Origin of the sequence: Cohnella sp. GCM10027633, from assembly GCF_042675445.1 — a bacterium.
Classification (GTDB): Bacteria; Bacillota; Bacilli; order Paenibacillales; family Paenibacillaceae; genus Cohnella.
Genome location: NZ_JBHTGV010000006.1, coordinates 154,256 through 175,682, shown reverse-complemented (window position 1 = coordinate 175,682; position 21,427 = coordinate 154,256). Strand labels below are relative to the sequence as shown.

The 21,427-nt window shown below is 54.5% G+C and carries 20 protein-coding genes; 15 read left to right on the top strand and 5 right to left on the bottom strand.

Translation table 11 applies throughout. The features are described from left to right. Positions 1-9: 9 nt before the first annotated feature. The 13 genes from ACFQZG_RS16330 (at position 10) to ACFQZG_RS16270 (ending at position 13,004) form a co-directional block, all read left to right on the top strand. Positions 10-1,308: a ribulose-bisphosphate carboxylase large subunit family protein gene (locus ACFQZG_RS16330; protein ID WP_378154348.1), complete on the top strand. Its 1,299-nt coding sequence runs from the start codon at positions 10-12 to the stop codon at positions 1,306-1,308. A 4-nt stretch (positions 1,309-1,312) separates the two neighbouring features. Further along, complete coding sequence (locus tag ACFQZG_RS16325; RefSeq protein ID WP_378154346.1) at positions 1,313-2,710, top strand: four-carbon acid sugar kinase family protein; 1,398 nt, start codon at positions 1,313-1,315, stop codon at positions 2,708-2,710. After that, the gene (locus tag ACFQZG_RS16320) at positions 2,707-4,074 is read left to right on the top strand and encodes a glycoside hydrolase family 140 protein (protein WP_378154345.1); all 1,368 of its coding nucleotides are present in this window, start codon (positions 2,707-2,709) and stop codon (positions 4,072-4,074) included. The genes ACFQZG_RS16325 and ACFQZG_RS16320 overlap by 4 nt, the downstream gene beginning before the upstream one ends. Before the next feature lie 4 nt (positions 4,075-4,078). Then, the gene (locus tag ACFQZG_RS16315) at positions 4,079-6,313 is read left to right on the top strand and encodes a glycoside hydrolase family 2 protein (RefSeq protein WP_378154343.1); all 2,235 of its coding nucleotides are present in this window, start codon (positions 4,079-4,081) and stop codon (positions 6,311-6,313) included. A gap of 116 nt (positions 6,314-6,429) precedes the next feature. Then, the gene (locus tag ACFQZG_RS16310) at positions 6,430-7,194 is read left to right on the top strand and encodes a hypothetical protein (RefSeq protein WP_378154341.1); all 765 of its coding nucleotides are present in this window, start codon (positions 6,430-6,432) and stop codon (positions 7,192-7,194) included. Beyond that, on the top strand, positions 7,191-7,730 hold the full coding sequence (locus tag ACFQZG_RS16305) for a P-loop NTPase family protein (RefSeq protein ID WP_378154340.1): 540 nt from the start codon (positions 7,191-7,193) through the stop codon (positions 7,728-7,730). The genes ACFQZG_RS16310 and ACFQZG_RS16305 overlap by 4 nt, the downstream gene beginning before the upstream one ends. A 449-nt stretch (positions 7,731-8,179) precedes the next feature. Continuing rightward, a complete protein-coding gene (locus tag ACFQZG_RS16300; RefSeq protein ID WP_378154338.1) occupies positions 8,180-9,187 on the top strand; it encodes a hypothetical protein in 1,008 nt (335 codons plus the stop codon). Positions 9,188-9,397: 210 nt separating this feature from the next. Then, positions 9,398-9,637 carry a DUF3977 family protein gene (locus ACFQZG_RS16295; protein WP_378154336.1) on the top strand — a complete coding sequence of 80 codons (240 nt, stop codon included), beginning with the start codon at positions 9,398-9,400 and terminating at the stop codon, positions 9,635-9,637. 164 nt (positions 9,638-9,801) lie between these two features. Continuing rightward, entirely contained in the window at positions 9,802-10,782 is a 981-nt protein-coding gene (locus ACFQZG_RS16290) for a phosphotransferase enzyme family protein (RefSeq protein ID WP_378154334.1), read from the top strand. Positions 10,783-10,832: 50 nt separating this feature from the next. Further along, positions 10,833-11,156, top strand: a complete 324-nt coding sequence (locus ACFQZG_RS16285) for a hypothetical protein (protein WP_378154332.1) — start codon at positions 10,833-10,835, stop codon at positions 11,154-11,156. A gap of 81 nt (positions 11,157-11,237) precedes the next feature. Beyond that, positions 11,238-11,717, top strand: a complete 480-nt coding sequence (locus ACFQZG_RS16280) for an immunity protein YezG family protein (protein ID WP_378154330.1) — start codon at positions 11,238-11,240, stop codon at positions 11,715-11,717. 201 nt (positions 11,718-11,918) lie between these two features. Then, positions 11,919-12,671 carry an RES family NAD+ phosphorylase gene (locus tag ACFQZG_RS16275; RefSeq protein ID WP_378154328.1) on the top strand — a complete coding sequence of 251 codons (753 nt, stop codon included), beginning with the start codon at positions 11,919-11,921 and terminating at the stop codon, positions 12,669-12,671. A 3-nt stretch (positions 12,672-12,674) separates the two neighbouring features. Beyond that, positions 12,675-13,004: a hypothetical protein gene (locus tag ACFQZG_RS16270; RefSeq protein WP_378154326.1), complete on the top strand. Its 330-nt coding sequence runs from the start codon at positions 12,675-12,677 to the stop codon at positions 13,002-13,004. A 167-nt stretch (positions 13,005-13,171) separates the two neighbouring features. Here the strand turns inward: ACFQZG_RS16270 and ACFQZG_RS16265 are convergent, their stop codons facing one another. Next, entirely contained in the window at positions 13,172-14,212 is a 1,041-nt protein-coding gene (locus tag ACFQZG_RS16265; RefSeq protein WP_378154324.1) for a LacI family DNA-binding transcriptional regulator, read from the bottom strand. 146 nt (positions 14,213-14,358) lie between these two features. Here ACFQZG_RS16265 and ACFQZG_RS16260 point away from each other — a divergent pair, with 146 nt between their 5' ends. Then, positions 14,359-15,759 carry an FAD-dependent oxidoreductase gene (locus ACFQZG_RS16260; RefSeq protein ID WP_378154322.1) on the top strand — a complete coding sequence of 467 codons (1,401 nt, stop codon included), beginning with the start codon at positions 14,359-14,361 and terminating at the stop codon, positions 15,757-15,759. Between the two features lie 72 nt (positions 15,760-15,831). On the opposite strand, the gene ACFQZG_RS16255 is transcribed toward ACFQZG_RS16260, so the two are convergent. The 4 genes from ACFQZG_RS16255 to ACFQZG_RS16240 form a co-directional block, all read right to left on the bottom strand. After that, positions 15,832-17,319, bottom strand: a complete 1,488-nt coding sequence (locus ACFQZG_RS16255) for an S-layer homology domain-containing protein (RefSeq protein ID WP_378154320.1) — start codon at positions 17,317-17,319, stop codon at positions 15,832-15,834. A gap of 121 nt (positions 17,320-17,440) precedes the next feature. Then, complete coding sequence (locus tag ACFQZG_RS16250; RefSeq protein WP_378154318.1) at positions 17,441-18,130, bottom strand: response regulator transcription factor; 690 nt, start codon at positions 18,128-18,130, stop codon at positions 17,441-17,443. Then, complete coding sequence (locus ACFQZG_RS16245; RefSeq protein WP_378154316.1) at positions 18,127-19,602, bottom strand: sensor histidine kinase; 1,476 nt, start codon at positions 19,600-19,602, stop codon at positions 18,127-18,129. The genes ACFQZG_RS16250 and ACFQZG_RS16245 overlap by 4 nt, the downstream gene beginning before the upstream one ends. After that, on the bottom strand, positions 19,603-20,298 hold the full coding sequence (locus ACFQZG_RS16240; RefSeq protein WP_378154314.1) for an ankyrin repeat domain-containing protein: 696 nt from the start codon (positions 20,296-20,298) through the stop codon (positions 19,603-19,605). A 163-nt stretch (positions 20,299-20,461) separates the two neighbouring features. On the opposite strand from ACFQZG_RS16240, the gene ACFQZG_RS16235 reads away from it, so the two are divergent. Further along, the gene (locus tag ACFQZG_RS16235) at positions 20,462-21,388 is read left to right on the top strand and encodes a Gfo/Idh/MocA family oxidoreductase (protein ID WP_378154312.1); all 927 of its coding nucleotides are present in this window, start codon (positions 20,462-20,464) and stop codon (positions 21,386-21,388) included. The last annotated feature ends 39 nt before the right edge of the window (positions 21,389-21,427 follow it).

Below are 21,427 nucleotides of genomic sequence, written 5' to 3'. Positions count from 1 at the left end.
GTCGTTCGAATGGACGAACGAGAACAAGAGACGAGGCCGTACGTTAGAGCGACGTACATGATCGAGACTGCGTTCGATCCTTGGCATGCGGCGCAAGTGATGGCGGGGGAGCAATCGACCGGCACGTTCGTATCGGTTCCCGGCGAGACGGACGAAGTGAAGGCGCGCAGCGCGGCCGCGATCGTCTCCGTTCGGGTAACCGAGGTCGTCAAGCGCCCCGCGTTGCCGGGAGCGGCGACGCCTAAGGGACATAACGGAGACTATAGCCGATGCGAAGTGGTGCTTGATTATCCCCTTCATAACTTCGGCCCTTCTATTCCGAACGTAATGGCCGCGGTAGCCGGCAACTTGTATGAATTACGGGAGCTGTCCGGCGTGCGATTGATGGAACTGGAGCTTCCCGAACCGTTCTCCCGCGTCTACCCGGGACCGAAGTTCGGAATGGAAGGGACGCGCAAGCTAGCCGGCGTATACGGCAGGCCGATCATCGGCACGATCGTGAAGCCGAGCGTCGGCTTAACCATCGATGAACTTCGCTTGACGGTCAGAGGGCTGGCGGAAGCGGGGCTGGACTTCGTCAAGGACGACGAGCTGAACGCCGATCCGACGTTCGCCCCGTTCGACCTCAAGGTGAGGGCCGTCATGGAAGAGATCGAGCGGGCGGCCGATCGTACCGGGCGCAAGACGATGTACGCGTTCAATATTACCGGAGAGATCGACGAGCTTCGCCGTCGCCACGACCTGGTGCTGGAAGCCGGAGGAACGTGCGTCATGGTCAGCATCCAAAGCATCGGCTTGGCGGGGTTGACCTACTTGAACCGTTACAGCCAGCTTCCGATCCACGGCCACCGGAATCAATGGGGTATGATGACCCGATTCCCGTTGCTAGGCATCGCGTTCCCCGCCTATCAGAAGCTGTGCCGATTGGCCGGAGCGGACCATCTGCACGTTAACGCGCTCGACAGCAAGTTCTACGAGAGCAACGAGTCCGTCATTCATTCCGTTCAGGCGATGCGGAAGCCGCTGTTCGGCGGTTACGAGGCCGTTCCGGTCCTGTCGTCCGGACAGTCGGCGGCAAAGGCGGAGCTAACGTTCCGATCGCTCGGAACTTCCGATCTGCTCAACGTTGCCGGCGGCGGCATTATGGCGCATCCGGACGGTCCTGCCGCCGGGGTTGTCAGCATGAAGCAAGCATGGGAAGCGGCCATGAACGGAATCGATGCGGCGGCATACGCGCAATCGCATCCGGAGCTGCGCCGAGCGCTGGAGAAGTTCGGTCGAACGCGGACCGCGGACGGGGAGGCGTAACGGAATGGGAAGCCGGAACAGTCGGAATACCGAATTGCTCTTATCCTTCTACGGCGACGATTTCACCGGTTCTACGGACGCGATGGAGGCATTGACGCGGGGCGGCGTCAAGACGGCGCTCTTCTTGGAGCCTCCGACGCAAGAGCGGCTAGATCAATTCCCGAACTTACGGGCATACGGCGTTGCGGGAATCAGCCGTTCCTTGGGGGCGGAAGCGCTAGAACAGCAATTGCGGCCCGTATTGGAGCGAATGCGGGACATTCCGACGACGATCGTCCATTACAAAATATGCTCGACGTTCGATTCCTCCCCGGCAATCGGAAGCATCGGACGCGCGGTCGATACGGCGGGCGCCGTATTCGGGGAGCAAGGCTGCGTTCCGCTCCTCGTCGGCGTCCCGCAGCTTCGTCGGTATACGCTATTCGGCCATCACTACGCGGCGTTCGGAGACGAGATCTATCGGCTGGACCGACATCCGACGATGATGCGCCATCCGGTAACCCCGATGGATGAATCCGATCTGCGCCTGCTGCTGTCGAGGCAAACGGACAGAACGATCGGTCTCATGGATATTCTCGATCTGACGGGAGACGGGAGTCTCGTAAGGGAACGCCTCGCGGCGCGGATGGCGGATCGTCCCGATATGCTGCTCTACGACGTCATGGACGAAGAGAGATTGAACCGCGCGGGCGAGCTCATCTGGGAAGGCGCGGCAAATGCCGGCAATCGGTTCGTCGTCGGTTCATCGGGCGTCGAATACGCGCTCGTTGCGCATTGGCGGGAGGCGGGGATAACGTCGCCGGACGAAGCGATTCCTAGGCCGGCGGGTAAAGTCGATCGCGTGCTCGCGGTATCGGGAAGTTGCTCTCCGGTAACGGAAGCGCAGATCCGTCATGCGATCGCGTATGGCTTCGCGGATGTACCGGTCGATGCGGCGAAGCTATTGGATCCGGTCGAAGCGAACGAGGAGCGGCGCAGATTGATCGCATGCGCAACCGAATGGCTGCGGCAGGGCAGAAGTCCTCTGCTGTATTCGGCCATGGGCGTAGGCGATGCGGCCATCGCGGCAACGCGGCAACAACTGAAGCGCGCGGGAGCGTCTCCTACGGACACCGGCAAGCTGATCGGCGAGCAGCTGGGACGGCTGACGAGAGAGGTCGTCTCGATCGGCGGGGTCGATCGGTTCGTCGTCGCAGGAGGAGACACGTCGGGGTACGTTATGCGCGAGCTCGGCATTTACGCGCTGGAATGCGCGGCGCCGATCGCGCCGGGAGGGCCGCTCTGTCGCGGTTATTCGGAGGACGCGAGGTTCGACGGCATCGAATTGGCGTTGAAGGGCGGCCAGGTGGGCAAGGAAGATTATTTCGTACGCGTGCTTCACGGGGGAGGGAACGGCACATGAGCGGAGGCATTCAGCCGTTAAGGGTCGACGCTGCCGGACGCCTGTTGACGAAGGAAGACGGAACCCCTTTCTTCTGGCTAGGGGATACCGCGTGGGAGCTATTCCACAAGTTGAACCGGGAGGACGCCGAACAATATTTGCGCGTTCGGGCAGCCCAATCGTTCAACGTGATCCAAGCCGTCCTCTTGGCGGAATTCGAAGGAGCGACGACGGGCAACGCCTACGGCAGCAAGCCTCTCGCCATCGAAGCGGACGGTCGGATCGATCCCGCGAATCCGGACGATGACGGCGAGTATTCCTATTGGGACCATGCGGACTATATTATCCGGCTAGCCGGGGAACTAGGCATCTATATCGCGTTGCTGCCGACGTGGGGAGATAAGTTCAATCGGCTATGGGGCAAGGGACCCGAGATCTTCACGCCGGACAACGCGTACGCGTACGGCCGGTGGCTGGGCACGCGGTATCGGGATCAACCGAACGTCGTCTGGGTGCTCGGAGGGGATCGCCCGCTTCATACCCGAAGACACTTCGACATCGTCGGACGCATGGCGCAAGGGCTGAAGGACGGGGATAACGGCAAGCACCTGATGACGTTCCACCCGAGCGGCGGCATCTCTTCCTCGCTGTACGTTCATGACGAGCCTTGGCTCGACTTCAATATGATTCAATCCTCCCACGATATCGGCGAGCGGACGAATTACAAGCTTGTTGAATCCGACTATGCCAGATTGCCCGTCAAGCCGACGCTGGACGCAGAGCCCTGCTACGAAGATATCCCGCGGGGATTCCAAGCCGACAACGGGTATTTCGACGAAGCCGACGTGCGCAAGGCGGCCTATTACGCCGTATTCGCCGGAGCGTTCGGGCACACGTACGGCCACCATTCGGTCTGGTCGATGAGCGACGGCGCATACGCCTCCGTGGCGTTCGAAGAGCCGGGTGCCTTCTTCATCATGGATTGGAAGACGGCGTTACGGCGCCCGGGAGCCGAGCAGATGCGCCATTTGCGCTCGTTAATGGAATCGCGGGATACGGTCGGCCGCATGCCGGATCAAGAGTTAATCGCGGGAAACGCATCGGGCTCCAACTATATGGTGGCGACAAGAGGCGCGAACTACGGATGGATCTACTCCCCGAACGGTCTGGCTATACGCGCGGCGACGGGGAAATTGGCCGGTACGCGGTTGCGTGCATCGTGGTTCTGTCCTCGTACGGGGGCGTTCATCGCGCTTGGAGAATTCGATCGAGCGGAAGACCGGTCGTTCGCGCCGCCAACGAGCGGGAGAGGTCAGGATTGGGTGCTTTGTTTGGATTGGACGGAACGGAATATCGACCTTAACGCCTATCATCGGAGGGATTAACATCGTGGATAACAAATACGCGATAGCGTGGCAAGTCGGTTGGAGCGATCGCCCGGACGAAGCGCCGTCTCACTTCGTTCCCGCGACCGTTCCCGGCGCGGTGCAATTGGATTGGGCCAAGGCGGAAGGCTGGGGCGACCATACGTACGGCGAGAATTGGCGGCAGTATGGGTGGATAGAGGATAAGTTCTGGACGTATCGCGCCGAGCTGCGCCTACCCGCAATGCCAGCCGGCGAACGGTTGATCTTCGTTTCCCATGGGATCGATTATCGCTTCCGCATCTTCTTGGACGGTACCGAGCTTCATCGTCAGGAGGGGATGTTCACTACCGTAAGGCTGGATATCACCGAGCGTTGCAGAGAAGGAAGCCGAATGGAAATCGTCATCGATCCGGCTCCGAAGCGGGCGGACGCGCCCGTCAGCCGATCGCAAGCGGACCAGTCCTGCAAACCCGCCGTGAGCTACGGCTGGGATTGGCACCCGAGGCTGATCCCGCTCGGAATCTGGGACGAGACTTACATCGAGCTTAGACCCGAAGCGCACATCGTATCGTCCGACGCGCTGTATTCGCTTAACGAGACGTATGACAGGGCCGACGTTCAACTAAAGGTCGACTTCAACCGCCTGGCCGAGGGCGATCTCGTATGGACGTTATCGGATCCGGATGGTCAGGCGATTATCCGCCATCGTTGCGCCGTTAACGGGGGAAGCTGCTCATTGGATGTGTCGGTCGACCAGCCGCGGCTGTGGTGGCCCCATGACCAAGGGGCGCAGCCGCTATACGTCTCCGAAGTCGTATTCCAAGCCGCGGGAAGTTCGTCGCAACCTGTCGTTCATCGGCAAACGATCGGCTTCCGCAGCATAAAGCTGGTGATGCACGAAGGCGCGTGGCAAGAGCCCTCCACTTTCCCGAAAAGCCGCAGCCATCCTCCTATTACGCTGGAAGTGAACGGACGGCGAGTATTCGGCAAAGGGACGAACTGGGTGAATCCGAATATTTTCCCCGGTAACATTACCGCGGACGATTACCGCACGCTGTTGGAGTTGGCCAAAGACGCGAATATGAACCTGCTGCGGGTATGGGGAGGCGGCATCGTCAATAAAGAAGCGTTCTTCGACTATTGCGACGAGATGGGCCTCATGGTGTGGCAGGAATTCCCTCTCGCGTGCAACCTCTATCCGGACTCGCCGGCGTACTTGAAGGTGCTGGATCAAGAGTCGCGTTCGATCATCGTCCGGCTGCGCAAGCATGCGTCCGTCGTGCTCTGGTGCGGCGGCAACGAATTGTTCAACTCCTGGTCGGGGATGACCGATCAATCGCTTCCGCTCAGGTTACTGAATATGAACTGTTATCAACTCGACCCCGCGACGCCGTTCATCATGACATCGCCGCTCGACGGGATGGGTCACGGCCATTACATGTTCCGGTATGAAACCGGGGAAGACGTGTTCCAAGCGATGAGGCGCGCGAGCAATACGGCTTATACGGAATTCGGCGTGCCGGGGCCGGCATCGGTCGAGGCGTTGAAGAGCTTCATTCCGCCGGACGAGCTGTTCCCGCCGAAGCGGGGGACGTCGTGGGAAAGCCATCATGCGTTCAACGCGCTTGCCGACAATATGTGGTTAATGTCCGATCAACTTGCGTATTACTTCGGCGCTTACGAGACGTTGGAGCAAGTCGTAGCATACGGGCAATGGCTGCAATCGGAAGGTTATAAATGCATCTACGAGGAATCGAGGCGCCAGAAGCCGAAATGCGCCATGGCATTGAACTGGTGTTACAACGAGCCTTGGCCAGCCGCGGCGAACAACAGCATCGTCAGTTGGCCCGCCCGGCCTAAGCCGGCGTATTATGCCGTTCAGTCCGCGTGCAGACCGGTGCTGGCGAGCGCCCGGATCGAGAAGTTCGATTGGAAGGAAGGCGAATGGTTCGCGCCCGAGCTGTGGGTATTGAACGATAGTCCGGACGCCGTTCCTGCCGGACGGATGGAAGCTTATTTGATTGGAGGCGACGGCGAGAGGCGGTTGATATTGGCGTGGGATTACGATGCATTGGCGGCGAACGAGAACCGGAGAGGACCTTCCGTCGGGTTCCGGTTACCAGACTTAGGCGCGATGGAATTCACGCTGGCATTGAGAGTCGCGGGCAGGCCGGATTGGGATTCGGCTTATAAGCTGTTGTTCAGACACGATGAAACCAAGAGCATAGTTAGTCAGGATATGCTGAATTTGAATTGATGTCCGAGCAGCGTTCTCGCTAACGCTAGATTCGGTCTTCCCTTATCGCGATGCATTTGTCATGATGGAAGGAGCAGGAAATCCATCGCCTATGCGACAAAGGGGATATTGCGTTCGTGGAAACTCATGCGCTCTCGTACAAACCGTTCAACGAGAAGCGGCCGGGCTCGCTCGTCGGTACGGTCATCGCAGCATTAGAGCTCGTGAAGTCGCTATATGCTTCGGCCGGGAATCACGGACTTCCGGCGGAGATCGCGCCTTGCCCGGCATGCGCGGGAGCCGACATCGAGCCCCGCCGCACGATCGCGCCGGAGCTGAGCTTGAAGAGCGGCGCGGTGCTGCTCTGGGCAGGCACGACTTGCGCGCCAGTGGAAAGGATCAAGCAGTTGGCCAAGACGATCGGGATCGACGCCGCAAGGCCGCTCTCCGAGCAGGATCCAAGGTATATCGAGATTCTGACGTTCGGGTACGACGTAGAACCGATTACTTCGGTATATAAGAAGAAGCGAACGACGGTCTATTATCGCGGATGCGTCAACGACTTGCGGTATATGCGAGATGCCGGTACGAAGTCGAAGGGCAACTTGAAGGCAATCGATTATTTCTCCGGTCCGATCGATTGTCCGGCTTGCGGGGGGACGAAGCTCGGCCCGGTGAGCGCCGCGATCGAGCTGGAAGGCCTGAGCCTGGGGGAAGCGGCGAGCTTACCGATTCCGGCGCTGTTGCGGTTCGTTCAAGGGTTGCGAGAATCTCCCGCCATAGGCGGCGGAGTCGCCGGCGATGTGCTCGGGCACTTAGAACCGAGGCTTGTCTACTTAAACCGGATCGGTCTGCGTTCGCTTATCGTAGCCGAGAACGCCATGGCGATGAGCGAACGATGAGAATCCGCATTATCGGCTCATGCGGCAGCGGCAAGTCGACGTTGGCGAAGCGTCTGTCCGAGCGGTACGGGATTCCGTATTACGAGATCGATAATATGACCTGGGACCGCAGCTCCGACAACAAGAAGTACCCGGAGGACGTGCGGGACGAGACGTTGCGAACGGTCGTCCGTTCCGATCATTGGATCATCGAAGGCGTCCAGTACCATGATTGGACGTTGGATTCGATCGGGAAGGCCGACCTCGTCCTCTTGCTGAACCCTCACGTGCTCGTGCGGGATTATCGGATCGTTCGAAGATTCGTGCTGTCCAGAACGGGAATTCGCCCCTGGAATTATAAGCAATCGTTCGCCAACTTGCGCAAAATGATCGTGGAATGGAACCATCGGTACGATGTCGGGGCCGTACTGCGAATCGCGGAGAGGCTGGGCAACGAACCGATTATCGTTCGGAACATGAAGGAAGCGATACCTTGTATCGAGGCTTGCTTGAGCGCCGCGAAGCAAGTCGGTGAGCTCGTACGAGCTGCGAGATAACGCGCTCGCGCGGAAGCGGCAAGAAGCGATCGTCCCGAATCAGGGCGATCGCTTCTTATTTTAGGCTGTGTTAAAGAGTGTTTACATTTTCCAATTGTGCCTTATCATTTGTTCAAATTGGAGGATTACGGAACTTGGTTTATCGATGAATATCACAACCAATATGTGTTCATCTTGGACAAATCGGATGATGTAAAAGCGCAAAGCTTTATACGCGATTTGAAAACGCAGCTTGGCGAGCATCTTCTCGTCAAGACGTCGACCATACCGGAGCAAAGCTGCGGGCGATCCAAGACGAAATCCTGAAAACTTACGAGAAGCAAGCGGTTCAACGTTAATTGAGGAGCTAGCCATGCGGCAGCTCCTTTTCATTTGTTGAAGTAACGGGCAGTTTTGCGTGGTGCGATAGGATGGTATGATAAAGATATAGAAGAAATTAGGAGGAAGTTATGTACAATCTTACAATTGTGGAAACTACTCATGATTTAGGGCTTATAGCCTCTGTTTTATTTGGCGTCACAGGAGGATTGCTTAGTCTTGTGGGCTTTATTACCATTTTTATTTCAATTAACAGCCAGCATGTGATTGAAAAAGCAAGGGACACGTTGTCAGACTTAAAGGGCTACACGTATCACCAGACAATGACAGAAAACCCTGTGAGGCACATTGAAAGGCTGCTGAATAAATATCGGTCAACGACGGAGAATGGGACAAACACCAAAATCAGCGTCTTCTTGACCATAGGTGTGATCCTCAGTGTAGGATCGGCTTGGTGGGTGTTTCTTTGGTATGAGAAAAGTCGATTATCTGAAAATGATTTTACGTTCTTGTTGTGGACTATGATCGGTGCAACGCTCATTTTTATGCTGTTCTTATATCTGATTTTCCGCTTGTTAAATCTTAAGCGGTTAGGAAATGTTCCGAGTGTTGATGAATTAATGGATACAACCAATACATATGTGTTCGGTTCCCCGCTTGCCATCTCTTGCATGTCTTTTAATTTTACGCAAATACAAAGCCCTAGGCCTGGAGTAACCTTACGAAAGGAGCCGCAGGGCGGTGACAAGGTAGGCTTTCAATTTATCAGTAAACTCCCCTCCTTCGATCCCTTTTATAATTATAAAGCTCGTATTCTGTTTTATTTTTATTCTTGTAATGTTCAAGATGCGGTTGAGAAACCGTCAACCTTTCGAAACAGGCATTTCATCAAGAAAGAGGATTCTATCTTGTTTACCATTACAAATGACAATAAGTATGACTCTCATGAAGGGAAAGTTCGCATTCCGTTGGACGCCAAATCCTTTGCTTTGGTGATAACTTTTGAAAACAAAAATGGTACCGTGACACGAGTTATTGATGACCTTGAACTTCCTTTTGGCGGTAATGTGGTGGAATCGGAGAGTGAAACGCTAACAGTTAGAAGAGTGAGTAACGGTTTGATAAACGAAAAAGAATAGTGTGGCAACAATGGATTGGTTTGTGAAGTATAAATCATGATTGCATTTACTTCAATTGAGGCACTCAACTAACGGGTAACGATAGTTCAGGAAACACCATGAAACGGTGGCCAACATTAGGCTGCCTTTTTTTCAACTAAAGGGCAGAATAATTCCAATATGTGGTATTATTAAAACGATCGATATCGTCGTTGAAAGAGGTCGTCCTGCTTGAAATATATCGAGATTGGCATAGGGAACACTTGGTTAATTCGAACGGAAACAGAGCTTGCTGACGGGACAGAACTTGAGCAAAAGGGCATTGTTAAGCCAATTGTATTTCATTCATTTTACTTTAGAGTTTGGTTAGGAAAGAAAGTATTCATCTGGGATTCCAAAGAAGGCTTTAAACGAATGAATAAGATGCGCAGCGCGTTTAAACTTATTTTCGGAATTATTAGTCATCAGTGAATTTTCTCAGTTCAACAAACGGGTAACGATACCTGGGGAGCTAGCCAACGGCAGCTCCTATTCATTTGTTAAGTAACGAGCAGGTTCATGCAACTTTATCAGATAAAAAGCGTCCTAATTTCTGGTAATCAATATTGGCCTTTGGGGTGTGACAGAAGTCGACTATGAACAAGAATATTAAGCAGCTATTTAACCAAGACATCTTGAAACAGGCTGCAGATCGATTCGGTATTCGAGAAGACACATTAATCGAACTAAACGGGTTTCAAAACTTCGTTTATAGAGGGGTGTTCGGCGACCGTGAAGTTATTCTAAGAATTGCCCACATCTCGCATCGAAACGAAATACTAACGAAAGCGGAATTAGACTTTATTTTGTTTTTAGCCGAGTCCGACATAAAAGTAGCTAGACCGATTCGTTCAGTAGCGGGTGATCTCCTTCATAAGATTGATGAGGCTTTCATTGTGACAGCCTTTGAGAAGGTCTCTGGCAGAAGTGCAAGGATCGCGGAGGAAAGCAATGCTTTTTATGAGAATATAGGTAAATTTATTGGGGAAATACATAAACATTCTCGTGATTATACACCCCAATATCTGCGGTATGAATGGAATGACAATGCCTTGTTATCCTCATTTAAGAAGCATTGTCCGCTGGAATTACATGATCGTTTCGATAGAATAATTCGGGAGATTAGTTCTCTATCCAAGGAAACAGGTACATATGGACTCATTCATGGGGATGTCAGTTGCGGAAATTATCTGAATGATGAGGACAAAGCCAATATTATCGATTTCGACGAAGCAGAATATAGTTGGTTTGTGTCTGATATCGCTACACCATTATTTTATGAGATTCCTATACCGTGGGTTATTGCGGATGGAGAGTTCAGAAAAGAGATTACGAAGCGCTTTTTTTCCAATTTCATAAACGGCTATTGTAAAGAAAATACGATAAGCCAAGAATCGTTAAAAAAAATTCCGCTATTTATCGATTTAAGACAAGCTAGAGTTTTATCCGCGCTTTATAGAAGCAGAGACTTTACCGCTCCCGATTGGAGCGAATGGGACGAACAAGCTCGAAGCTTCTATTATTCCAACTTATTGAATAATACACCGTATATAGATCTGGACTTTTCGCGTATTTAAATTGATTATTGCGCTAACGGGAAACGTTAACCCAACGGAAGGAAAGATTTATGCCGATCATCACTTTATGTGGGTCTACTAAATTTAAAAAGCAATTCGAACAAGCAAATACTTATTTAACGCTTCAAGGAAATATTGTTATTAGCCTCGCGTTTTTTGAGCAAAGCGAAGGATTTGAACTTACGAGTGAACAGGCAGAATTGCTCGGTAACCTCCACTTTAAAAAAATTGATATATCAGACGAAATATTTGTCATTGATGTAGGCGGGTACATTGGAAGCAGCACTAAAAAAGAAATCGAATATGCTAAAAAGAATGGAAAGGATATCAGGTATTATTCAAATGGAGAAATTCCCGCCAGTACGTTGAATTAACGGGAAACGATACATGAACGGCTCCCACATGGCGGCCGTCACTAAGTTAACGGGCAGTTTTGCTTAAGGGGGAATAGATAAATGGAAAACCAATTGGCAGAAGTATACCAAGAAATAGCTCAAAAAATTAATGCTATGATTCCAACTAGTTGGGGTGAATTTTATTACCTTGGGGAAGTAGAAGAAGGAAAAGCGAGTTGGTCATCAGCGTTCTATTTTGTTGAACTAAATACAAACTCAATTGTAGATGGTAGTGATATTCCAACAAGATATAATGTTTCTCAACAAATTTACGACGAATTACTATCCGAATTAAGTGATCTATTGCTTAAATTGTATAAATGTTTTGAAGATAACAAGCAGGCTTTATGGGAGCAAGTCAGTCTAACAGTGAGCAGTAATGGCAAATTAAATGTTGACTTTTTTTATGAAGTTATGAATGAAGATGATGGAGGGCAGCTACAAAGAGAAATTGTATGGGCATATGAAACGTTTGGTTACGAGCCTCCAATGGGAGGTTACTCAAGAAGAATGCTGGATAAGTATTTAAGGGAAAAATAATCGTTCAGTCGCTAAACTAATGGGCACGATACATGAACGGCTGCCGCATGGCGGCCGTTACTACGTTAAAGGGCAGGATAATATGGAAAATGTAGGGACTGGTAAGTACCTAGACATGCGTGTAATGGGTGCATAGTAAGTTTGAGGTTTGAAGGAATCGAAAAAGGAATAAATTTGAGAGACAAACTGAGAGGTATATTCATGGTAATAACTAACGATGAAAATATGGATGAAATAATAGTTGCATGTTCTGACTGTTTTCATGATCAAGGTTTGCGGCTAGATGCCAAGCGAATTGGTTGTACTAACAGTGAAAGTTGTCCAAACTGTATGTTAATGACGGGAAATAAATTAACACTAAAACAGTTGAAAGAAATTGTTTATCGCTTTTTTGTATGGGGGTCATTGGTTCGTTGTGAATATGGAGCTTTTCCGGGAATTCAGTTCAATGAACTTCAGGAAACATCTATTTATCTAAATGAAAATCTCGAAAAGGATATGAAGGTTTTTGAGAAAATATTAGGTATTGGTTTTTTTTATTATGGACCTAGAGCTTGGATGTATGGAGATATCGAACCTTTAAAAGATTTACTAGATACTGATAAACGTAGGGCTGTCATAAAGCAGATTTTGGAAAAATACCCTAAAAAAGTATTAACAATAAATGATTCTCCGCTTTACAGAATTAGAAGTGGAGAGAACCTCAGATATAATTCAGAGGAATTTGACAGCCCACCAGATGAATTTTTGGGTAGCGGCCGTTTAGATTCGGTTAGGCAGCCGGTTCTTTATGCTTCACCTGATCTGGATCTATGTATACATGAAATGCGTGCAAAAATGGAGGATGAATTATATGTTGCTACATTGCTTCCTAAAACGTCTTTGAAACTATTGAATTTATCAGTAATTCTCAATGAGGATGAATCTGAATTTGATAGTTTGGATCTCGCATAAAATATGCTTTTTCTGGCAGGAAAGCATGCATATGATATTACCCGTGAAATTAGTTCAACAGTACGACAAGCAGGGTTTGATGGAATAGTGTATCCATCATATTTCAGCTATATAAGGAATGGAGCAATGCCACTTCAAGCATCGGTCTATGGAATTTCCAATAGACGCTTACCAGAATTCCAATCACAAGAACAATCTATAATGGCTCAAAATGTGGCAATTTTTGGACGGCCAATACTTGAAGAAAAGGTAATGATAAAAAGTATAAATAAATTAGTACTAACCAACGTTAACTATAACTTTCTTTTTGGAGCTGCAATAGTTGATAGGTGAGAAACCTATTAATCAAGAAAGTTAAATTTTAATTGAGAAAAAGCTGAAAATCGATTAAATGAACTGAATGATTAAGCTAACGGGACACGACATCAAGAAAACCGCCTTTTACTAAGGCGGTTTTCTTTTGGTCAAATAACAACATTAGAATTTAACATAGCCTTCCTTTATGCGCGGGGAGCGGCAGTCGTGCCGCCGACGAACAGCTCGCTCTGAATGCGGATATGCTCGTAGGGCAGCGTCGGATTCGCGATGCGCCACAGCATCCGGTCGGCGGCGCGGTAGCCGGTGTCGCGAATCGGCAGCAGCGGCCGGGTGAAGGGCGGAAGCTCGGCGGGTTGCTCGTTCAGGAAGCCGACGAGGGAGACGTCCTCGGGCACGCGCCAGCCCCGCTCGAGGCATAACGAGTAGACGGCGGATACGTCCTCGTGGATGCCGCAGACGACGGCCGTCGGCCGGTAGGCGTCCAGTCGGCTTCGGAGCTCCGCCATCCATTCGCGGTCGTCGTCGCGCCGGCCTGTCCAACGCGGGGCGGAGTCAGAGCCGGCTCCCAGCTTGTCCATCGCGTAGACGAACGCTTGCCAACGCAGAATATAGCCGCGCTGTCGGTGGATGTCCCCGACGTACAGAATTCGTTCGTGCCCGAGCTCTCGCAAATACGAGACCGATTGATAGGCGGCTTCGTACACGTCCCAGATGACGCTGTCGAGTCTCAGTCCCGGCGGAGGGAAGTTGAGCAGAATGCGCGGAGCTTGCAAGCCGAACAGAGCGCGTTCCCACGCCTCCGGCGAGATGGTCGGGGCGATGAATACGCCGTCCGCGTAGTTCATGCCCTTGGCCTCGATCCAGTCCGGCATGTCTTTCGCTTGCACATGGCGCGGTAGAATCACTTGCTCGATCCGATGGCCGAACGAATAGAATCGCTCCTGCAAGCCGTTCAACAATTCGCGGATGTACGAGGCGGACGCATCGGTGAGGGCAAGCAGGAAATGCATGCTCTCGCTCGGATAGGGGGCGATGCGGTCGACCTTCAGGCTGCGGATTTGCTCCGACGTATAGTAGCCGAGCTTCTCGGCGGTTCTGACGACGAGTCGGCGCGTCTCTTCGGACATGCCGGGCTTGCCCTTCAGCGCCTTGGAGACGGTCTGCACCGTCAGACCCAATTCGGTGGCGATCGTGCGCAGCGTAACGGATTTACGAATCGGCATGTCGAATTTCCTTTCCGTTCATATTCAAGACGTCGACTCTAGCATAAGCGAAAGATAAGTGAAACAAAAGTTAAACTTAATCGCGCCGCGACCGCGCTCTATAATGAGGCTGAAAGCAATAGAGAACACGATGGAGGGAACTCATGATGAAATCTTCGACTCTCGTGACCATACCTGCGCAGGCGCTGCGGGTCAGCGACTCGCCCGACGTGGTCGTCGTCGGCGGAGGCCCGACGGGCATCGCCGCGGCGATCGCGGCTGCGCGCAGCGGAGCGGACGTGCTCCTGATCGAACAGCGGGGCTACATGGGCGGAATGGGAACGGCCGCCTTGGTACCGGCATTCTGTCCGTACACGGACGGCGAGAAGCCGGTCATTCGCGGCATCGGGCTGGACCTGCTGGACAAGATGAAGGCGGCGGCAGGACCGAAGTTCGAAGAGGCGTACGGCGCCCAGCTCGATTGGGTGCCGATTGATGTGGAGACGCTGAAGCGGGTATACGACGAAGTAGTGCTGGCGAGCGGTGCGAGGGTACTGTTCCATACGTTCGCGGACCAGGTGCTGCTCGACGGCGATCGGATCGCGGGACTCGTCGTCAGCAACAAGTCCGGACGGTCCGTCATCCAGGCGAAGCTGTACATCGACGCGACGGGCGACGGCGACTTGGCCGCGCTGGCCGGCGTTCCGTTCCAATCGGGCGGCGACGGCGGGGAACTGCAGCCGGGCACGATGTGCTACCTCGTCACCGGTGCGGATAAGGGGCGATTCCTGCGTTATCTGGAGGAGACGGGGCAGCCGGCGCATCTGGAGCCGACCGTCATCCGGGCGCAGCAGAACGGCGATCTCCCCGAAGGGCGCAAGCGCATCTCGGGCATCTCGTGGGTGACGGATTCGGTCGCCGGCTTCAACTTCGGCCACGTCTTCGGCGTCGACGGTACGAATGCGGAGCAGTTAACGAGTGCGGCCATCGAGGGGCGCAAGCTGATCCAGACGCAAATCCGGTTCTTGCGCCAGTACGTCCCGGGCTTCGAGAACATTCATCTCGTCCATTCCGGCGACCAGATCGGCATCCGCGAGACGCGGCGCATTCAGGGCGACTATACGCTGACGGTCGAGGACTTCTTATCCGCGCGTTCGTTCGAGGACGATATCGCCCGCAATTCGTACTTCATCGATATTCACTTGGCCAACGCCGCCACGACGATGACGGTCAAGCATCTGCCGCCGGGACAGTCGCACGGCGTACCGTACCGCTGCATGCTGCCGCAAGGCAAATCCAACCTGATCGTCGCCGGCCGTTCCGTCTCGTCCGACCGTCCGGTTCAAGGCTCGCTTCGCGTCATGCCGAACTGCTTCGCGATGGGCGAAGCAGCGGGCGTAGCTTCCGCCATGGCCAGCGCTTCCGGCACCGGCTTCCGCGACGTGCCGATCGCCGCGTTGCAGCGCGAGCTGATCGCGCAAGGCGCTTATCTCGGCGACAACCCGGGCGTCGCCAGCGCTCCGCTGGCGGTGGGCGCGGTGCAGTTCGACGACGAGTGCAAGCATTAACAAGTCGAAACGACCGAGCCGAATAATGCAAAGTAGCCCGCAAGCTCCTCGGAGCATGCGGGCTATTCCCATTTACTTGGTCGTTACCGTCACCCCGCTCGCGATCGCCCAATTCCCGATCGGCGCGACCGCGTACGTCGTTCCCGGAGCCAGCTTCCCTCCCGCGGCGAGGTCGAACGTGCCGACGGCGCCCTTGCGGGTTTGCACGCGGTATTGCGCGGTCAGCTTCGTGCCGTCCGCCGCCGTCAGTTCGACGCCGCGGCCGGAGAACAGCTCGTCCTTCGGATCTTGCGAGAGCGCGACCTCGATGCTCGTCTCGCTCACCGCGACCGTAGATGCAACTGTCAGCGGGGCGATCGCGCCGGCAACGAACGAGGCGTCCTTCACGGTCGCCCACGAGGAGGTTACCGTATATTGGACGCCGGGCTGCAGCGTCGTTCCGCTAGGCAAGCGGAACTTCGGCGCTTGGCGTCCGTCGGTCGCTTGCGTGTAGGGCACGTATGCCGCGACGATCGGCTCGCCGCCTTCCGGAGTCAGCGTCACGCTCTTGTCCCTTAGCGAAGAGACGATCATATACGACTGCCCGTTATGCGCGTTGTTCTCGTCGAGCGCGATCTCTTGGCCGTTCCGGCTGCCGTAGTAAGCTTCGACGAGGTACGCGTAATCCGCCGTGCCTTCCGCGCGGTACGACTCGACTTCGAACGTATCGTTCGATACTTGGCGAGCGGTGCCGAGCGTTACCTTGTTCGTCGCGGCTTCGAACGATCCCGCGACCGTGCCTTTGTACGTTAGCTTATACGTCGTGCCCGGTTGTTGGACGGTTACGGGAACGATATACGTCGACCGTGCGCCGTTCTTCAACTGCGGCACGTTGAGAATGCCGATGCCGTTGTCGAACGCAAAGTTCAGCTTCGCTTGTTCCAAGTTGACGTCGGCGGCCGTCAGCGGCGCCGAGAAGGTCACTTCCAACGTCGCAGGGTTCAGCGCCTTGACGCCGGTCACGGTCGCCGACGCGGACGGAATATGCGGGATCGCTTCCCAGACGAGCTGCGCCGCAACGCCCCGAGTCGCGGTTGCGTCCGCTTCATAGCCGTCGACCCATGTCTGCACGATAATCGGTTTCTTATTGATCAGCTTCGCTACCGCGCCTACCAGTTGTTCCTGCGTGACGTTCGCATGCGGCAGGTACTTGCCGTTCTCCGCCTGCAGGATGCCGTTGCCGCTCAGAGCGGCGGCATACCGATAGTACCAGTGATCCTTGGATACGTCGTCCGCCGTCAATTCCGCCGCGCCTTGCGGATTCAGGCCGAACGCGACGGCGAGCACCTTGGACAATTCCGCGCGGTTCATCGTACGGTTCGGTTTGACCGTTCCATCGGCGTAACCGGCTAAGATCCGCTTATCGGCCAGAGCCTGCAAGGCCGCTTGATACGAACCCGCTTGGGCGAGGTCGCTGAACGAGATCCTCGCGGTTTGCGCCTGCGTGACGTTATACGGTACGAGAGCTCCGGTCGTCGCGATCGCCGCCGCGAGCATCAGGGCGATGGCTTGTTTGTTCATGAATAATGCACTCCCTTATCGGATGAATTCGCTACCTCTTCATCTTAAGGGGTCATTCTTAACGGGGAAGGAAGCAGATCTTAACGAATTCTGAACGGGAAGCTAACGTTCTATTAATCGGTCATACGGTCAGCCGATAGCCGGCTCCCCACACCGTCTCGATATATTGCGGATTGGAAGGGTCCTGCTCGATCTTCTCGCGAATGCGCCGGACATGCACGGTAACGGTCCCGATATCTCCGTACGAATCGATGCCCCAGATTCTCTCGAACAGCTCTTCCTTGCTGAACACCCGGTTCGGATGAGTCGCCAGGAACGTAAGCAAGTCGAATTCCTTGGCCGTGCAGATCGCTTCCGCGTCTCCGACGAACACTCTGCGGGAGGCGGTATCGATAGAGAGCGCCCGAATGCGTATCTCGTTCTTGTTCGCGTCCTTGCCGCCGACCAGTCTGTCGTATCGAGTCAGGTGGGCCTTGACCCGGGCGACGAGCTCGCTCGGGCTGAACGGCTTCGTGACGTAATCGTCGGCGCCCATGCCGAAGCCCCGGATCTTATCGATCTCTTCCTTCTTGGCGGAGACGATCAGTATCGGCACTTCCTTCCGCTCGCGAATGCGCCGGCAAATCTCGTAGCCGTCCATTCCCGGGAGCATCAGATCGACCAGAATCAGATCGTAGGGACGAGCCAGCGCGAGCTGAAGCCCTTCGTCGCCTCTGTGGCAGACGTCCACCGCGAATCCGTTCAGTTCGAAATAATCTCTCTGCAGATCCGATATGCTCGACTCGTCCTCGATAATGAGAATGTGCTTCATGACTTCGTATCGCTCCTCTCCGCCCGGTTCAACGAGAACCGAACGACGGTTCCTTCTCCCGGCTTGCTGGTTGCGGCGATCGTGCCGCCGTGTCCGTCGATGATTTCCTTGGCGATCGCGAGCCCAAGGCCGCTTCCGCCGGTGCTTTCGCTTCGGGAGGCATCCTCCCGGTAAAATCGTTCGAACACCCGAGGGAGCGCATCCGGTCCGATGCCGGGGCCGTTGTCCGCGATCTCGACGATTACGCGGTCCGGTTCCGCCGTCAAACGCAGCTCGATGATTTTCGGTTCCGCGTTCATGAACTTCGCGCTATTGGAGACGACATTGCCGACGACGCGCCGCAGCTTCTCCGGATCAACGATCGCGAAGACGGGGGTGCCATGTTCGTCCGGCCACCGGAGCCGAATCGACTGCCTCTCCAGATCGAACCGCAGCTCCTCCGCGATATCCGTCAAGAACCGCCGCACGTCGATCCGCCGAAAGTCGAACGGGACTTTCTTCAAGTTCAGCTTCGAATAGAGGAACAGCTCGTCGATGAGGCGATCCATCTCGACCGCCTTGCCGTAGATCGTCTCCATGTACTTGTCCATCTTGTCCTTCGTGCCGGCCACTCCGTCGCGGATGCCTTCGACGTAGCCCTTGATCGTCGTGATCGGCGTCTTCAAGTCGTGCGAGATGTCGGAGATCAGCGCGTTCCGGTTGTCTTCGTACCGCATGCGCAGCTCGACGGATTCCTTCAGCTTGAGGCGCATCTCCTCGAACGCCTGAAGGAGCTGGCCCATCTCGTTCTGCGTCGACGGCCGCACCCGGAAGTCCAGATCGCCTTCCTTGATGCGCGCCGCCGAAGCCCGCAACAAGCTAAGCGGTTTGACGATGCTGCGGGTCACGTACCAATAGAGCAGAATATTGGCGCCGACCAGTAGCACGAACAAGAGCGAGATGAGAACGGGCAGCAGCTTCCCGACGAGCGCCGTGAAAGGACTGACTTCCCGGATGACGAACAAGCTGCCCTTGCTCCTATCGCCGTAATAATAATCGAACTTGCCGTACGCGAAGAAGCGGTCGCCGATCGTGAACGTATCGCGAATGTTCAAGTTGTCCATCTCGTAGGCGGGAAGATGCGACGCGAGTCCTTCGGCGTCAAGGGAGGGAGCATCGAGCAGGGTTCGGTCCTCGTGACGGATAAGCAACGAGGCCCGTTCCACTCGAAGCTTATATTCCCATTCCTTCAGCGTCTCCGGGTTAAGCAATTGGTCGGGATCGTTCTTGGCGACGTATTTCAGTTCCTGGAAAATGTTCTCCTGAGCCGCGTTCAACGGATCGAGAGAGAGATGGATCCGGTAAAATTGCTTCACGCTTCGCACGTCTCCGGTCACGGCCGTCGTAACCAAGAACGCCGTCGTGAGGAAGATAAGGATCGTAATGACGAGCATGATCGTGTTCGTCAGGAGCAAGCGCAACCGAATGGACATCTACCGCGCCCCCGCTTCGCGAAGGATCGCTTCCATCTCGGCGAAGCCGCGGTTGACGGCATGCCGCAGCGGCGTCACGCCCTCCCGGTCGGCGATATTCACGTCCGCTCCGTGCGCGATCAGTAGCCGGACGATCTCCTGATGCTTCGGTCCGCCGTTCGTTAAGACGACGGCCTCCAACAGAGCCGTCCAGCCGAGATCGTTCACGTGGTTGACGTCGACGTCGGTCTTCGTCAGCAGCGAGCGTACGTTGTCCACGTGTCCCTTCTCCGCAGCGGGAATGAGCGCGGTTCCGCCGTAACGGTTCGTCAGCTTCGTGTCCGCCTTCGCCGCGATGAGCAGCTCCAGAATTTCGAACCGTCCTTCGGCCCCGGCATACAGGAACGGATTGTCCCGTCTATCGTCCTGCGCGTTAATATCCGCGCCCGCGTCGATCAGCAGCTTGACCGCCTCCGGCCGGTTGCCGTGCGTCGCGGCCATGATGGCGGTTCTTCCGCGCGAGTCGCGCGCGTTCATGTCGGCGCCTTCTTGCAAGAGCTGCCGCAGTCTATCGTTGTCTCCGCGTTCGGCGGCAGAGATGAGCTGTCGATCCATGAGCTTCACGTCCTTCTCGATAGAGGCTTGGTCCCGAAGCGGAGACGAGCAGCCCGCGCCAAGCAGCATGACCGCGAGCGCGATCGGTATCCATGATTTCATCGATAACGGCTCCCTTCCAGTCTTCGTCCCGCATGCCGTTCGCATACGTATGACCATCATACGCTACGGCGGTTAACCTCCGAGAAACAAATTCTTAAATTTATATTAACCATGTTAGAATAGGAAGATAGTAGAACCGCTTGGCGGAAGGAGCATAACGACGATGGGCAAATTGCGAATCGGCATCGTAGACCTCGATACTTCTCATCCGGACAATTGGATTCCCATCATTCGGGAACTCGGGCACTCCGTCGTCGGCGTATATGACGGCGGCCGAGTGTACCCGGCGGGTTACGCGGAGAAGTTCGCCGAGCGGCATGGCATAGAACGGGTATTCTCTTCTTTGACGGACATGGCCGAAGTCGTCGATCTCGCCATCATTCATAGCTGCGATTGGGACGTTCATCTCGAGCGGGCCGAGGCTTTCGTCAACGCCGGCAAAAGCATCTTCCTGGACAAACCGATGGCAGGCAACGCCAAGGACCTCTCGACCATACTCCAGTGGGAGAGACGAGGGATCAAGGTGTTCGGCGGATCGTCGTTGCGCTGGTGCGAGGAAATCCGAGAGTGGTCCGCTACGCATGATCGCAAGGAGACGGTATTCGCGATCGCCGGCTGTTCCGTTGATGAGTTCAACTACGGCATTCACGCGTACTCGATGCTTCACGGCATTATGGGAGAAGGAATCGCGTACGTCCGGTACTTAGCCGAGCATGTACAGCAACACGTCGAAGTCGTATGGCATAACGGCAATCGAGGACAAGTGATCGTCGGCGCGACGCAAGGATATTTGCCGATGTACGCAACGATTACGACGCAACGAGACGTCACTCATTTTCAAGTCGATTTCGGCAAGCTGTACCGATCTTTGTTAGAAGTCGCTTTGCCTTATTACGCGGGGGAGACGCCCGCTCCTCTTGCCTTCGCTTCGTTGGCGGAGGTCGAACTGGCGGCGATAGCGGCCAAGTTGTCGCGGGAAAATGACGGCCAACCGGTCTATCTGCGCGATATTCCCTTGGAGGCAACCGGTTATGACGGAGCTCTCTTCGGACAAGCCTACAGAAGTCAGAAACTCGCCGGCGGAGCGTGAATAACGGAACGAAGATGCGCGCGCATCCGGTCCGTCGAC